Here is a 14,516-nt window from a genome sequence, read left to right on the forward strand (position 1 = left end):
TGGGCATGGCTCCCCCTCCTCATGGGCCTGGGGATGATCAGCGCCAAGGTGCCGAGCCTGTTGCTGGCGCCTCACCGTGTCGTCATGATCATGGATAGTCTCAACGGCGTGCTGGCAGCCATAGGGCTGATCTTGGCCCTCCGGGCGGGGCGTCGCTCCTTTCGGGCGCGGGGTCTTCGCACGCTCGATTGACGGCAGCGCGGACGGCAAACAGCGCGGACGGCAGCGGCACCCGCCCGGGACCCAGCTGTGCAGTGTGCCGGGGTGAGGGCGGGTTCCTCGGTGGTACCCGGCGGGTGCGCCACGTGCCGGCCGTCGGGCCGCGCTGGGCGTGCGATGCTGGAATCCTGGAGCGCGCCGGGTCTTCGGGCCCCGCGTCCTCACCGGGCCCAGGGGGGCGATGCGTATGACCGGGCGGCAGTGCCGGGATCGTGGGAACGGCCGGTACCAGGGTGTGCGGGAGGGTGCGCCCTGCCCGGAAGGCGGGGCCTGGTGAGCGTCTCCGCTCCGGCGCAGGAGTCCGTGCTCGCGCCCGGGGTGATGTCGGCGGCGGCCCTGCCGGGGGACGATGTCCTCCGTGACCTCGGTGTCGGCGCCGCCGAGGGCCTCGGTGACGAGGATGTCGTACGACGGCAGGCGCGGTTCGGCCCCAACGCGGTCGCCACACACCATGCCCGGGTGTTCCCTGTGCTGTGGCATCAGCTGCGCTCTCCTCTGCTCGGACTGCTGATGGCGGCCGCTGTCGGGTCTTTCCTGGTGGGCGAGCGAAGCGACGCGATGATCATCGGGGTGATCGTGAGCGCGTCCGTCGGGCTGGGCTTCGTCAACGAGTACCGGGCCGAGCAGGCGGCCGAGGCGTTGCACTCCCAGATCCGCCACCAGGCCGTGGTGCTGCGCGACGGCCGGGCGACCCTGGTGGATGTCACGGCACTGGTCCCCGGTGACGTGGTGGAACTGCGTCTGGGCGACATCGTTCCGGCGGACCTGCGGCTGCTGCAGGTCACCGGTCTGGCGTGCGACGAGTCGGTGCTGACCGGCGAGTCGCTGCCGGTGGACAAGAACCTCGCCGCGGTCGCGGCCGGGACCCCGTTGGCCGAGTTGTCCGGATGCGCTCTCATGGGCACGGTCGTCCGGACCGGTTCCGCCCGCGGGGTGGTGGTGGCCACCGGGGCGCACACCGAGTTCGGGAAGATCGCCGCCGGGCTCGACACCCACCCGCTCGACACCGAGTTCCAGGTCGGCCTGCGGCGCTTCTCGCTGCTGTTGGTCTACGTCGCGGGCGCGCTGACCACCTCGATCTTCGTGATCAACGTCGTCCTGCACAAGCCGGTCATCGACGCGCTGCTGTTCTCGCTCGCCATCGCGGTCGGTATCACCCCACAGCTGCTGCCCGCGGTCGTCTCGACCAGCCTGGCCGCCGGGTCGCGCCGGATGAGCCGGCGCAAGGTGCTCGTGAAGCGGCTGGTCTGCATCGAGGACCTGGGCGATGTCGATGTCCTGTTCACCGACAAGACCGGCACGCTCACCATGGGCCGCATCGAGTACATGCGCGCCGTTCCCGCCGACGGCCACGGCTTTGAGGCGGTGGTGCGGTGGGGACTGCTCAGTACCGAGAACGCGGCGCGGGACGCGCAGGACGTCGGCGGGAACCCGTTGGACCAGGCCCTGTGGCGGTCTCCGGCCGCCGCGGGCGAGCGGGCCGCCCTGGACGGGTACACACAGGTCGCGGTGCTGCCCTTCGATCACGAACGGCGCATGGTCTCGGTCCTCGTACGGGACGGGGACGGGCGTTCGAGCCTGGTCACCAAGGGTGCTCCGGAGACCGTCCTGGACCGCTGCGTCGAGGTCCCGCCCGAAGCCCGTGCAGCGCTGGCGGCGGAGTTCGCCGCAGGGAACCGGGTGGTCGCCGTCGCCACCCGGCCCGTCGCCCCCGGAACGCAGACCGTCGGACCCGACAGCGAGCGGGGGCTGAGCCTGGCCGGGCTGCTGGTGTTCCTCGACCCGCCCAAGCCGGACGCCGCCCCGGCGCTGCGCAGACTCTCCGGCCTCGGAATCGCGGTGAAGGTCGTCACCGGCGACAACGCCGCGGTCGCCGCCAAGGTCTGCCACGACCTGGGGCTCACCGACGCGGGCGCGATGACCGGCAGCGAGGTCGACGCCCTGGACGACGCACAGCTGGCCGAAGCGATCACCAGGACCACCGTCTTCGCACGGGTGAGTCCCGAGGCCAAGGCCCGCATCGTGCACGCACAACGGCTCAGCCGCGGCGGCGTGGCGTTCCTGGGCGACGGAGTCAACGACGCACTGGCTCTGCACGCCGCCGACGTGGGCATCTCCGTCGACTCGGCCACCGACGTCGCCAAGGACGCGGCCGACGTCATCCTGCTGGAGAAGGACCTCGACGTCCTCGCGGACGGTGTGTCCGAGGGCCGCAGGATCTTCGCCAACACCATCAAGTACGTACTGATGGGCACGTCCAGCAACTTCGGCAACATGGCCTCCGCCGCGGGCGCCTCGCTGTTCCTGTCCTTCCTGCCGATGCTCCCCTCACAGATCCTGCTGAACAACCTTCTCTACGACAGCAGTCAGCTCGCCATCCCCACCGACAACGTGGACGAGGAACAACTGCGGAAGCCCTCGCACTGGGACATCGCCTTCATCCGCCGGTTCATGATCTCCTTCGGGCCGCTCAGCTCGGTGTTCGACTTCCTGACCTTCGGCGTCATGCTCTGGGTCTTCCACTCCGGGCCGGCCCAGTTCCGCTCCGGCTGGTTCGTCGAGTCGCTGGCCACCCAGACCCTGGTGATCTTCGCCATCCGCACCCGGCGCATCCCGTTCTTCCGCAGCCACCCCAGCCTGCCGCTGACTCTCGCCGCGCTCGGCGTCGTCCTGGTCGGCGCGGCGCTGCCGGCCACCCCGCTCGCCCACGCCCTGGGCTTCCAGCCGCTTCCCGGGGCGTTCTTCGCCGCGCTGGTCGGCATGGTCCTCGCCTACCTGGTCCTCATCGAAATCGGCAAACGGCTGTTCTACGGGGCCGTGGCAGTGGCACCTCCGGCTCCCCGGCACTACGCCGACCGTCGCCACCTGCGGCGCCGTGCCGGCCGCTTCAGCACTGCCGCGCCCCGCCCCACGCCGGCCGGCGGCCCGCCGTGATGCGGACGGTCGGCCCCGCGGCGTACGGCGGGGCGCGGACAGGGAAGGGGATCACCCTGCGGTGACCCGGCGGGCGGACATGCGCCGTGGGTCACCGCAGGCTCGCGGCCGCAGGGGCCCTCACTTGGTCTCGGTCGCCCCGCTCGGTGCCGGCACGCGAGCGGAGTCGGTCAGGCCGAGGGCCGGTACGGCGGTGGGGGACGGCGGCACCGTGGCGGGAGTCCCGAGGGCCGGTGCGGGTGCGGGAGCCGGCGGCACCGTGGCCACGGCCGCGGTCGCTTCGCGGGCGAGGAAGGAGCCGAGTTCTCCGATGGTGCTCATCAGCGGTGCCGGGAAGACGACGGTGGTGTTCTTGTCCACGCCGATCTCGACCAGGCTCTGCAGGTTGCGCAGTTGCAGGGCGAGCGGGTGGGCCATCATCGTGTCGGAGGCGTCGCCCAGGGCGGCTGCGGCCAGGGACTCTCCCTCGGCGTTGATGATCTTCGCTCGCTTCTCCCGCTCGGCCTCTGCCTGGCGGGCCATGGCGCGCTTCATGGTGTCGGGCAGCTGGATGTCCTTGAGCTCGACCAGGGTGACCTCCACGCCCCATTCGGCGGTGGTGATGTCGAGGATCTGGCGGATGTCCAGGTTGATGCGGTCGGTCTCGGACAGGGTCTCGTCCAGGGTGTGCTGGCCGACGACCTTGCGCAGCGTGGTCTGGGCGATCTGGTTGATCGCGGAGTTCACGTTCTCGATCGCGATGACCGACTTGACGGCGTCGACCACGCGGAAGTAGGCCACGGCGGAGACGTCGACGCTGACGTTGTCCTTGGTGATGATGCCCTGGGACTGGATCGGCATCGTGACGACCCGCAGCGACACCCGGTGCAGGACGTCGACGAACGGGATGATGAACCGCAGCCCGGGGGAGCGTGTTCCGACGAGTCGGCCGAAGCGGAACAGCACCCCTTTCTCGTACTGCTTGACGACCTTCACGGCCAGGGCGAGCGCCATGAGGGCCAGGAGGCCGACCACGACGATGAGAACGATCAGGGCTTGCATGCGAGGCTCCTCGGGACGAGGACCGCGGCGTTCGCGCGTGGTCCTGGGAAACGGGTCGGCGGAGCACATGACGCCAGGGGGCGAGCACCTCGTGATGTGCTCGTGTCCCGTCGCGAGGAGCGCGATTCACCGGCACCGGGCGCCCGATGCCGTAGGGGCCTCGGGACCGGCCGTGTGTCCAGCATCGCCCGGCGCGCACGCACACCGCATGGGCCGAACGGTCCCCACCGTGGCGGCCCCCCCGCACAGGCGAGAGGTCAGCCCTTGTCCGCGGGCAGGGGGACGGTCCAGTCGAGGGTGGTGCCGGTGGGCCGGTGCCGGTCGACGGTGAGGGTGCCACCGAGTTCCGTGGCGCGGATGCGGAGGGCGGCCAGTCCGCTGCGACGGGCGCGAGCCGGGTCGACGCCGCGACCGTTGTCGCAGACCCGCAGCCTCAGGTGCGTGGCGGTGGCGTCGACCGTGACGTCCACGGCGGTTGCGTGGGTGTGCCGGGCGGCTTCGGCGAGGGCTTCGCGGAGCACGGCGAGCAACTGGTCGGCGATGTCGTCGGCGACCCGGGTGTCCAACAGGCCGGTCATGCCCAGGGCGGGAGTGAAACCCAGGGTCGCGGCGGCCTCGCCGACCTCGGCGCCCAGCCGCGTCCGCAGGGGGGTGTGCCCGGTGCTGTCACGCTGCCCCAAGGCGTAGATCGTCGATCGGATGATCCCGATGGTGCCGTCGAGGTCGTCCACGACCCGTTGGACGGCCTCTGCGGCCCGCGGGCGGTCGGAGACCTGCGCGAGGACCGATTGCAGAGCCAGTCCTCCGGCGAACAGGCGCTGGATGGCCAGGTCGTGCAGGTCGCGGGCGATGCGGTCACGGTCGCCGAGGAGCAGCAGCTGTTCGGCGGCGCGGCGGTGCTCGGCGATCTCCAGGGCGAGTGCGGCGTGGTTGGCGAATCCGGCGATCATGGCGACTGTCGCGTCGGCGAAGGCGGAACGACCGGGGAGACCGGCGACCTGCAGGACGCCCCGCACGTGTTCGGGGGTGCCGAGCGGGACCAGGAAGACCGGCCCCAGCGGCATGAGGGCGGTGTCGTGTTCGGTCCGAGGGTCGGAATTCCAGTCGCTGATCGTGATCGTCTCGCCGGAGGTGTAGACCTTCGCGGCCAACGTGGTGGCCGACAGGACCAGCCCGCGTACGCGGTCGGCGTCCGGGGCCGCGGCGGCTTCCACGACCAGGTCGCCGGTGCGGGGAACGGGCACGGCGAGGGCGACCAGATGGGCGTCGGCCATCTCCCGGACGGTGTCGGTGAAGATGTCCAGGACCTCGGCCGGGGCCGTGCCGGACAGCAGGCTGCGGGTCAGTTCGCCGCTGGCCGCCAGCCAGCGTTCACGGCGGTGCACCGTTTCGTACAGCCGGGCGTTGTCGATCGCCACCCCGGCCGCTGCGGCCAGCGTCACCAGCACCGCCTCGTCATCGGCGTCGAACTCGGCCCCACCGCGTTTCTCGGTCAGGTACAGGTTGCCGAACACCGCTTCGCGCACCCGGAGGGGAACGCCCAGGAAAGTCCGCATCGGCGGATGCCCGGCCGGAAAACCGACGGCCTCCGGGTGCTCGTTGAGGTCGGCCAGCCGCAGCGGGCGCGGTTCACGGATCAGCAGTCCGAGGATGCCCCGGCCCTCCGGAGGGTGCCCGATGGCGGCGAGGGCCTTCTCATCGATCCCGTCCGTGACGAACTCTTCGAGACCGCCTTCCTCGCCCAGTACGCCCAGCGCCCCGTACTCGGCGTCGACCAGGGTGACTGCGGACCGCACGATCTGCCGCAGGACCGTACCCAGGTCCAGACCGGTCCCGACGGCCAGGACCGCCTCCAGAAGTCCGTGCACCCGCTCCCGGGCGGAACGCACTCGCGTGATCTGGGCCTGCATGCCCTGCAGCTGCTCGTCCAACCGGAACTGGGGCGCCGCCCCGTCCCCGGTGCGCTCTGTAGCGCCCGTGTCCTCGTCCACTCCGGCTCCCCTCGGGAGGAAGACTCCCTCTGGTCCCTCCAGCATGCATCCGGGAAGCCGCCGTCGACCCGTCGTGGACGGAACAACGTCCGAACGTCGCATCGAGCAGACAGGCCGGCAACCGACGCGGTCGGCGCCCCACGGCCGGACGCCCTCGGTCTCCGGCTCTGTCCCGGGAAGGGCGCTCGCAGAAACGACGGACGTGCCGCACGAGCCGGGCCAGGGCTTCGGCGATCGCCCGTTCCGCCCCGGAAAACGTCAGATGCGCCGTCCGCCACGGCCGGGAGCAGCCTGGGCACCTATGGAGAGCATTTCGGACGCACGACGACGCTGTTCCCGGCAAGTGACAGGCACAGGCGGCTGAAAGCTGTCTGGGACGGGGCCGCCCGATGGACACCACCGCAAGGCCCGCCGAAGATACGCCCCCGGTCACGCGCGCAGCTCCCGGATGCCCATGCCCCGGCTGAGCCTCACGCCGGACGTCAGCCCGTCCTCGCGCCACGGGTGCCGGTGTCTCCGCAAGCGCCCGGCCCCGGCCGGAACGGATCCGGCACACATGAGGCCGGGAAACCTCGTGAACACACGAGCACCATGCAGGAGTGTTTTCCCGGGCCAAGCACCCAAATACCGACGTTTCCGCAGGTCACGAACCCGCCCGGAGAAGACTCCTAAAGCGGGTGTCGCAGGTTCGAATCCTGGTGGTGAAGGCCGCCAGGAGCACGAGCAGCCGGTAGCGCGGCCCGATCGCGTCGGCGACGGCGAAGACTTCCGGCACCGTGAGAACCGGCCGCTCGGGCACGTCGTAGCGGTCTGCGCCCTTTCTCTACTGGTTCAAGGGCTCGCTCCGCTCGCGCCTGCCCGATCGCCGCGGGATGCTGCCCGCCCTTCTGCCCCTTGGGTCATGGCCCACCACCGCGGGCCGGCTCACGCCGAGCCGCCACCGTGATCCGACCTGGAAGAGGAGCTTCCGTCCGGCTGCATGCTTCGGTTCTCCTTCTCAGCGCAGTTGCTCGGCCAGTCCGACGATGATGCCCTCCGGGCCGCGGAGGTAGCAGAGCAGATAGCTGTCCTCGAACCGGGCGATCTCGCCGACGAGTTCGGCGCCGTGAGGGCGCAGGCGGGCAACGGTGTCCTTGATGTCGTCGACGGCAAACATGACGCGGTGCGTGCCCAGAATGTTGTGCGGCCGGTTGCGCGGCCCGGCGCTGATCGCCGCGGGGCTGCGGTACTTCGCCAGCTCGATCCGGCTGTGACCGTCCGGGGTCCGGACCATCGCGATGTCACAGCGGACGCCGTCGAGTCCGGTGCACTGGTCGGCGAAGAGGCCCTCGACCTCCGCCCTGCCCTCCAGCTCCATACCGAGTTCCACGAAGAACGCGATGGCGGCATCCATGTCCTCGACGACGATGCCGACGTTGTCCATCCGCAGAATCGCCATGCTGGTCTCTCCTTCTTCCTCGTGCGGCCGGTGGTGCCGCTGATGTCCCTGGGACGGAGCCGGTGGCACGTTCTCGACATCCACAGACCGCCGAACTCCGAAAAATCTGGATCGCGTCGTGTTGGCCGGGGAATGAGGGGGGTGGGGTCTGTGGCCTGCAACATAGTCCCGAGGTGGCTCCCGGGGACCTTTGTGCCCACCCCCCTTGACCGCGGACCTCGAAGGCTCTCTGACCGGTCTCACTCCACCAGGCAAGCCAGCAGGGGACACTGACAACGGCCTGGCAGCACGGGAGTTGCGGTACAGCAGTGATGTACCGCAACCAGCAGCGCCCCACGCGGGCTCGGATCGAACTCCTGAAGCGGGGGATTCGGCGGCCGCAGGTCACCGCCGCCGATGATCAGTTGTGGCTGATCAGACGGGGATCCAGGCAGGCCACTGGGGCGGGACGTTACTCACGGGGCAGAGGCCGGAGTCGCCGGGATAGCCGTCCAGCGTTCCCCGGGTCGCGAAGAACCACCATGCCGGCCCCACCGTCGCAACAACCACCAGCAGCGTCGGCAGTGAGAGGCGGACCACCGTCGGCGCGCGAAGCACCAGGCGTCGGCCGATGGCCCACGCAACGAGCCCGACGAGTGCTTCGGCTCCCACGACCAGAGGGAGCAAGAAGTTGAGTTCGAAGCGTCCGCCGGCGTCGTAACCCGCGTCGCAATACGCGCGTGCCCAGACGGTCAGCGACCAGGCGACGCCGCCCATAGCAGCTCCGAACAATGCGGAGACCGCCCAGGGGAGACAGGAGCTGGAGCTCGGCTTGGCTGTGTCCACGACACAGCACGACATCAAACACGGCATGCGCGGTTCCGCGATGAGCAAGTGAGTGTCCAAGTGCGTGACAACGCCGACAGACAGAGGCGGACAACCCCGCGTGGGTTCGAACCCCCGCCACCCCACACGGTTCTCAGCTGTACCCGGCGATGACCTGCCCGACGACAGAGAAGCGCTGCTCACACTCCGGGCAAGTCGCCTCACCGAAGGCATGAGTCAGGGCACGCGCGACTTCCTCATGGCCGTCGGCCAGGGCAAGGTCGTAGATGCGCCGACCGAGACCTTCCAGGGCACGGGGATCGGCCGGATGGAGAGGGAAGGTCTTGACGTCGTCGGAGAGGGCGTAGTCCTCCGCTGCACTGAAGAAGCCCCGCTCTCCGAGAATCACCCACAGCGACGCGCACCCGTCGGGATCGGGGCACTCGACCTCGTATTCCTCGCCGACGACGCCACCGATCAAGTCCTCCGCCCAGTGGATGTCGCCTTCCAGGTTCAGGACCGCCTCAACCAGACAGCAGTAGTCGTTCCGGTCGGCGGTGACCTGCCGCCACCGGTTTGCTGCGCCCAGTAGGCATGCGACTTCCGGCGCGTACTGGTGCCGCAGGTTCCCCGTTTCGTACCGCTGGTCGGCCTGGACGAGAAGAGCGCCGGCCAGGTGGAGGGCCGAAGCTGCCGTGTCGGCTTCGTCGGCCTGCGCCATGTCGGCCAGCGTGTGCAGCACCAGCGGATGGGCGACATCCAGAGAGCCGTTGTGGTACAGCTCCGTCCAGAGGTCGCTCCAGGCCTGGCTGTCCCGGCCCGTGGCGGCACGTTCCAGCAGGGCCCTCAGGCGGTCGGAATCGGCGTCGTCCGCGCGGGGAGCAGGAGAACTCGTCGTCATCTCCGGTATCCAAGCAGACTGCCGCAAGCGCACTCGATGTGATTCCGGTGTCCCGCGCACGGGCGCCGCAGCGCGTCCCCCGAACAGAGGCCCCGCATCGTTACTGAAGCCGTTGAGCCGTTCGGAGGACCGAGTCGGGACAGGGACGGTGGCCAGCCCCCTTCCCCCGTCTCAGTGGCCCATACAAGGGAGAGTCACGGGCCTGTCTGCACCCTGTAACCGCGGATCTTTCCTACGTCTCGTGTCGCCGTGGAGGGCCACAGTGTGGGGCCTCGGCGCTGAGCCGGGGATTCCGGATTGCACGCCGTGCCCGGCCAGGGGCGGTGTGCACGAACGTGAGGTGATGGATTCATGTCTGTTTCTCGTACGACGGTCCGCCTGATCGCCAACTTGGTGGCTTCGGGGGCCCTCGTCGGCGCGGCCGCCGTGCCGGCCCTGGCCTCCGGAGCCGACCGCGACCACGACCACGACCGCGACAGCGGCAGGAGTTACTCACACAGTCGCGGGATCGACCACGACCACGACGGTCGCTTCGACGACCGGCACCAGGGCTGGGACCGCGGCTGGGACCAGGGGCGGAACCGCGGTTGGGACCAGGGGCGGCACTACGGCTGGGATCAGGGGCGGCACTACGGCTGGTACAGCGACCGGCGCCACGATCACTACCGCTACTTCGGCGACCGCTAGCCCCACCTCGGCGGCCGGCCGCAGCACCTTCTGCCGCCCTTCGTCGTAGTCGGCGCAACCGCCACCCGGGCCGGAGGGCCGAAGACCGCGAGGAACGGTCTTCGGCCCTCCGGCCATGTGTCGCATCGTGCGGTTGACGCCCGGGCGTGGGTCTAGTCCGTCAGTGCCGAGCATCGTCGCCGCCCGTCCGTCCCCGTGGCTCGGTCCGAGGCCTCCCGCCCGTTGGGTCCCGGCCGGACTGGGTCTATCGTCGGAATCATGGGGCCAGGTGGAGGAGGACGGCCGGTGATGCCGCAGGACGAGGCCGTGATCGGCTGCACGGGGAAGGTACTCATCGGGACTCGCGGTTCCACCGGCCCCGGCGAAGTCCTGGTGCGCGTCAGAGGTGGTTCCGAGACGTTTCTCGCCTGGTCGGAGGAGCCCCTGCCCGTGGGCGCCACGGTGCTCGTGATCGAATCACGGGGATGCCGCGAGGTCGGCGTCATCGAGTGGGTGGATCCATTGGACGCGCTCGGCGGGGATGCCGCCGAGGCCGGCTGAGGAGTAACAGGAATGTTCGGATACCGCGTACCCGCTCCCGACGAGGCGATGTTGATCTCGGGGGGCAGGCGGGGACTGGGGGGCGCGCCGTTCCGAGTGGTCACGGGGCACGGGAAGTTCGTGCTGCCGGTGTTCCGGAAGGTCCGGTTCCTCACGCTGTCCATGTGTGAGTCCGAGGTCACCGAGACCTGTGTGACCAGGCAGGGCATCGCGCTGCACGTCCGAGCGGTCATCGCCTTCAAGGTCGGCAACGACCACGAGAGCATCATCAACGCCGGTCAGCGGTTCCTGTCCGACCAGGAGCAGATGTCCGTGCTCACCGGCCGGATCTTCGCCGGGCACCTGCGGGCGATCATCGGCTCGATGACGGTCGAGGAGATCGTCACCGAGCGGCAGAAGCTCGCCGCGGAGGTGCTGGACACGTCGAAGACGGAGATGGCGAAGATCGGGCTGATCGTCGACTCGCTGCAGATCCAGTCGATCGACGACGGTGACACCGGCTACATCGACGCGATGTCCGCGCCGCACAAGGCAGCCATCCAGCGGCAGGCGCAGATCGCCCAGGCGCAGGCCACCCAGGCCGCGGTCGAGGCGCAGCAGGCTGCGGCCCGTAAGCAGGCGGAGTACGCCCGGCAGACCGCGATCGTCAAGGCCGAGTACTCGGCCGAGGTGGACCGCGCACAGGCGCAGGCCGGGCAGGCCGGACCGCTGGCGCAGGCGCACGCCCAGCAGGAGGTGCTCGCCGCCCAGACGGAGCTGGCCCAGCGCCAGGCCAAGCTGCGCCAGCAGCAGCTGGTCGCCGAGGTGGTGAAGCCCGCCGAGGCCGAGGCCGAGCGGGTCAGGATCCTCGCGGCCGCCGAGGCGCAGCGGATGAAGATCCAGGCAGAGGCGGCGGCGTCGTACGACCGGGTCGCCCTCGACCGGATGCTGATCGACCAGCTCCCGCAGATCGTCAAGGAGGCCGCCGGCGGCCTCGCGGGCGCCAACGTCAACGTCCTCAACGGTGCGGACGGCCTCGGCGAGATCGCCGCCGGTCTGGTGTCCCAGGGCCTGACGATCCTCGACTCGGTCCGACAGAACCTGAACGGCCAGGACACCGACGGACGGCGAACCGAGGAGGAGCGCGAGGGCAGCGGCAGCGGCCTGCTCCAACTGCCCACCAACAAGGGGAGGAAGTCGAACGACGGTCCGGTGGACGTCGATCAGGACGTCGACTAGGGCGGCGACCGAGCGCGCTCACTGCTGAGTCGTCCGGGCGCCCATGGTCCGCGTCAGGTGTTCCTGGTCCTGCGGCGGCGCATGACGGTGTAGCCGGCGGCGGCGAGGGCCATCGCGCCGCCGCCGACGACCGCGGCAACAGTGCCGGTACGACTGGAGGAACCGGCCGCCTGCCCGCAGTACCGGTCGTTGTCGTCCTTGATGGTGACGGTCAGGTGGCCCCGGTTGCCGATGGCTGCGGACTTCTCGTGCCGCACGGCGATGTCGACCGGGTAGCTTCCCGGCCCGATGTCGCAGCTGATGGTGCCGTAGCCCTCCCCGAAGCTGTTCTTCCGCATCTCCACGGTCACGTCCTTGGTGAACGCCGGAGACTTCACGGTGAAGCGGCCGTTGCCGTCCGCGGCCAGGGAGGTCAGGTCGACGTCGGACGTGACCACGACGGGCGCACCCTGCTGAAGCGGGCCGTCCCCGGTGCTGTCGCTGTCGTTCTCGCGGATGCTGATGCTCAGGCCCGGACCGTCCGCCGCCGAGGCTGTGTGGGAGCCCGTGAGGCCGATGACGGTCGCGGTGAGAGCGGTCGCTGCAGCGCGCAGGTACATCGCGCGTACCTCGCCTTCCTGAGAGGGGGGTTCAGCCGGCCTTGGGCGGCACGAGCATGTGTTCACGGCCGAGGGTGGTGGAGGTGTCGGTGTAGAGGGTGGTCTCACCGTCCGACCAACGCACCAGCAGGTCGTCGGGCTCGCCCTGCGTGTAGGCGCCCGCGGTCATGACGGAGGCGTGGGTCCACAGCTGGTTAGAGGACAGCATCCGGACTTCCGTTCCCACACCGGAGGGGCTCGCGTCGCGGTAGAGCGAGAGCTCGCCGTCCGACCAGCGCACTATCACGTCCCAGTTGGGGCCACCGGTGAAGTTGCCGGCGGTGAGGATCGTGGCGTGCTTCCAGGTGTCGTCGGGGTCCTGGAGCTTGTGCTCGTGGAGGAGGCCCCGGCCGTCGACGTCGGTGTAGAGGGAGAGTTCCCCGTCGACCCAGCGGACCATGAGGTCGTCGGTCCACTTGTTGTCGCTGTAGCGTCCAGCCGTGATCTGGGTGGCGTTCCGCCAGGTGTCGTTGGGCTTCTGGAGCTGCGTCTCCTTGGCGAACCCGCCCCTGCCGTCGCCGGTGTAGAGGGTGACTTCACCGTCCGTCCAGACCACGACGAGGTCGGAGGAGTCGCTGCCGTTGAAGTCGCCTCCGGCGATGACCTTGGCGTTCTTCCAGGTGTCGGACTTCGTGATCCTCTTCTCGCCGGAGAAGCCGCCCTTGCCGTCACCGGTGTAGAGGGTGACCTCGCCGTCCGTCCAGACCACGATCATGTCGGCCTTGCCGTCGCCGTTGTAGTCACCGGAGGCCGTCTTCTTGGCCTTGGTCCACAGGCCGCCGCCGGTGGGGTACATGCTGTAGCCGCGCGGGTATTGCGGCGGTTCGGTGTTGTTCTTCGCGGCTGCGTAGATCTCCAGGGCACGCTTGTCGTAGGTGACGGCGAAGGAGATGCGGTCGCTGTTGTTCTCCAGGCCGCCGCCGTAGTAGCCGCCGAGGTTGCCGATCACGGTTCCGCTGCCGGTCGTGGTGTTCAGGCCGGTGATCCAGGGGCTTCCGGAGGTGCCTCCGTAGAAGCCGCCGCACTCCATGCGCAGCTGCCGGTAGCCGCGAAGCTGCCGGGTTGTGACGCCGGGGCAGATGATCGGCCGGTTCTTCGGGTTGTGGCTTCCCGGGTAGCCGACCACCGTCACGGTCCGGCTGTAGTCGCCGTTCACCTGACCGAGCTTGAGAGCGGCGCCGACCGCCTTCTGGAGGCTGCGGTTGCTGCTGTTGGTGCCTACCCGGGCGAAGGCGTAGTCCAGGTCGGAATAGGCGTCACGGGTGGGCTGGTCGCCCACCTTGTACCAGCGGGAGTCGCGGATCCACTTCTGCACCGGGAACCGGCCGTAGGGGGCGGGGTTCGTCGCCGCGCCGTCGTAGCGGGGTACGAACATGCCCTTGCTGCCGCCCGAGCAGTGTGCGGCGGTCAGGATGACGTTGCCCTGCGGGCTGTCGATGACGCCGGCCGAGCAGAACCGCCCCTCCAGTTGGTCGGTGGCGGGGTTCCTTGTGTAGTGGAAGAAGGTGCCGACCGTGGGAACGCCGCCGAAGTAGTAGCCGTCCTTGGCGGCTGCCGCGGCTGCCGCGCCCGACCCGCGTGCGGCGGGCTTCCAGCCGGCGGGCGCATCGGGGCGGGGAGAGTCCGGCGCGGCCGCGGCCATCCGCTCGGGTGTCCAGAACTTCTCGGCCGCCTCGCTCGTCCACTGGCCGTCTTCGACCGCATGGTCAACGTCAACGTCGGCGTCGGCGGAGGGCACGGGCGTAGAGGGCGCAATAGAGGGAGTAGGAGAAGGAGTGTCGGCGATGGCGGGCGTGGCAGTTGCCAGGACCAGCGCACCGGCTGACATCAGTAGTTTGTGTATGCGAGTTATGCGCATGCTTCCTCAACATGTATGGCGCTCTTGGCAGGCTGGTGGTCCCTTACGGGCGGCCCAGTCGGCTCGACGCACGCCAAGCCCGACGCCGCCAAGCCCGACTGCAGGCACGGTGATACCCGGGTCCGCGGCCGCTACCGCGACAACTGCACCGCTCCAGCCGTTACTTCAGGGAAAGCTCGATTCCGGCGCCGACGGCAATCGCGCCCGCCGCAGCGGGCACGCACTGGTACCTGGTCATGAGTCCCCC

At 69.7% G+C, this 14,516-nt stretch carries 12 protein-coding genes and 1 pseudogene; 5 read left to right on the top strand and 8 right to left on the bottom strand.

Going from position 1 to position 14,516, the window contains the following annotated elements; genetic code table 11:
- On the top strand, positions 1 to 192 hold a 192-nt coding region (locus ACZ4EG_RS42400), incomplete at its 5' end, for a hypothetical protein (protein ID WP_467794429.1).
- 300 nt (positions 193 to 492) lie between these two features.
- Positions 493 to 3,153: a magnesium-translocating P-type ATPase gene (mgtA, locus tag ACZ4EG_RS42405; RefSeq protein ID WP_467794430.1), complete on the top strand. Its 2,661-nt coding sequence runs from the start codon at positions 493 to 495 to the stop codon at positions 3,151 to 3,153.
- Positions 3,154 to 3,273: 120 nt separating this feature from the next.
- Here the strand turns inward: mgtA and ACZ4EG_RS42410 are convergent, their stop codons facing one another.
- The 6 genes and pseudogenes from ACZ4EG_RS42410 to ACZ4EG_RS42435 all read right to left on the bottom strand — a co-directional run bounded on the left by ACZ4EG_RS42410 (position 3,274) and on the right by ACZ4EG_RS42435 (position 9,388).
- Positions 3,274 to 4,194, bottom strand: a complete 921-nt coding sequence (locus ACZ4EG_RS42410; RefSeq protein WP_467794431.1) for a slipin family protein — start codon at positions 4,192 to 4,194, stop codon at positions 3,274 to 3,276.
- A 257-nt stretch (positions 4,195 to 4,451) separates the two neighbouring features.
- On the bottom strand, positions 4,452 to 6,230 hold the full coding sequence (locus ACZ4EG_RS42415; RefSeq protein WP_467794432.1) for a sensor histidine kinase: 1,779 nt from the start codon (positions 6,228 to 6,230) through the stop codon (positions 4,452 to 4,454).
- A gap of 652 nt (positions 6,231 to 6,882) precedes the next feature.
- Positions 6,883 to 7,005 (bottom strand): annotated as a pseudogene (locus ACZ4EG_RS42420) (site-specific integrase); the annotation flags it as partial.
- A 177-nt stretch (positions 7,006 to 7,182) separates the two neighbouring features.
- Complete coding sequence (locus ACZ4EG_RS42425; protein ID WP_453554945.1) at positions 7,183 to 7,623, bottom strand: VOC family protein; 441 nt, start codon at positions 7,621 to 7,623, stop codon at positions 7,183 to 7,185.
- A gap of 414 nt (positions 7,624 to 8,037) precedes the next feature.
- Positions 8,038 to 8,379 carry a hypothetical protein gene (locus ACZ4EG_RS42430; protein WP_453554943.1) on the bottom strand — a complete coding sequence of 114 codons (342 nt, stop codon included), beginning with the start codon at positions 8,377 to 8,379 and terminating at the stop codon, positions 8,038 to 8,040.
- A gap of 202 nt (positions 8,380 to 8,581) precedes the next feature.
- The gene (locus tag ACZ4EG_RS42435) at positions 8,582 to 9,388 is read right to left on the bottom strand and encodes a hypothetical protein (RefSeq protein ID WP_467794433.1); all 807 of its coding nucleotides are present in this window, start codon (positions 9,386 to 9,388) and stop codon (positions 8,582 to 8,584) included.
- Between the two features lie 291 nt (positions 9,389 to 9,679).
- Between ACZ4EG_RS42435 and ACZ4EG_RS42440 the strand changes: the two genes are divergently transcribed.
- The 3 genes from ACZ4EG_RS42440 to ACZ4EG_RS42450 all read left to right on the top strand — a co-directional run bounded on the left by ACZ4EG_RS42440 (position 9,680) and on the right by ACZ4EG_RS42450 (position 11,773).
- On the top strand, positions 9,680 to 10,015 hold the full coding sequence (locus ACZ4EG_RS42440; RefSeq protein ID WP_467794434.1) for a hypothetical protein: 336 nt from the start codon (positions 9,680 to 9,682) through the stop codon (positions 10,013 to 10,015).
- A gap of 288 nt (positions 10,016 to 10,303) precedes the next feature.
- On the top strand, positions 10,304 to 10,555 hold the full coding sequence (locus ACZ4EG_RS42445; protein ID WP_453554937.1) for a hypothetical protein: 252 nt from the start codon (positions 10,304 to 10,306) through the stop codon (positions 10,553 to 10,555).
- A gap of 12 nt (positions 10,556 to 10,567) precedes the next feature.
- The gene (locus tag ACZ4EG_RS42450; protein WP_453554935.1) at positions 10,568 to 11,773 is read left to right on the top strand and encodes a flotillin family protein; all 1,206 of its coding nucleotides are present in this window, start codon (positions 10,568 to 10,570) and stop codon (positions 11,771 to 11,773) included.
- Between the two features lie 53 nt (positions 11,774 to 11,826).
- Here ACZ4EG_RS42450 and ACZ4EG_RS42455 read toward each other — a convergent pair whose 3' ends face one another.
- A complete protein-coding gene (locus ACZ4EG_RS42455) occupies positions 11,827 to 12,372 on the bottom strand; it encodes a hypothetical protein (RefSeq protein ID WP_467794435.1) in 546 nt (181 codons plus the stop codon).
- A gap of 31 nt (positions 12,373 to 12,403) precedes the next feature.
- Positions 12,404 to 14,149: an FG-GAP-like repeat-containing protein gene (locus ACZ4EG_RS42460; protein WP_467794436.1), complete on the bottom strand. Its 1,746-nt coding sequence runs from the start codon at positions 14,147 to 14,149 to the stop codon at positions 12,404 to 12,406.
- Between the last annotated feature and the right edge of the window lie 367 nt (positions 14,150 to 14,516).

Source organism: Streptomyces sp. NPDC025638 (assembly GCF_055558775.1).

What these genes read in the sequence shown, in the direction of transcription:
- ACZ4EG_RS42410 (WP_467794431.1), bottom strand. Translation starts at nt 4,194, where the DNA reads ATGCAAGCCCTGATCGTTCTCATCGTCGTGGTCGGCCTCCTGGCCCTC.
- ACZ4EG_RS42415 (WP_467794432.1), bottom strand. Translation starts at nt 6,230, where the DNA reads ATGCTGGAGGGACCAGAGGGAGTCTTCCTCCCGAGGGGAGCCGGAGTG.
- ACZ4EG_RS42425 (WP_453554945.1), bottom strand. Translation starts at nt 7,623, where the DNA reads ATGGCGATTCTGCGGATGGACAACGTCGGCATCGTCGTCGAGGACATG.
- ACZ4EG_RS42430 (WP_453554943.1), bottom strand. Translation starts at nt 8,379, where the DNA reads ATGGGCGGCGTCGCCTGGTCGCTGACCGTCTGGGCACGCGCGTATTGC.
- ACZ4EG_RS42440 (WP_467794434.1), top strand. Translation starts at nt 9,680, where the DNA reads ATGTCTGTTTCTCGTACGACGGTCCGCCTGATCGCCAACTTGGTGGCT.
- ACZ4EG_RS42445 (WP_453554937.1), top strand. Translation starts at nt 10,304, where the DNA reads ATGCCGCAGGACGAGGCCGTGATCGGCTGCACGGGGAAGGTACTCATC.
- ACZ4EG_RS42450 (WP_453554935.1), top strand. Translation starts at nt 10,568, where the DNA reads ATGTTCGGATACCGCGTACCCGCTCCCGACGAGGCGATGTTGATCTCG.
- ACZ4EG_RS42455 (WP_467794435.1), bottom strand. Translation starts at nt 12,372, where the DNA reads ATGTACCTGCGCGCTGCAGCGACCGCTCTCACCGCGACCGTCATCGGC.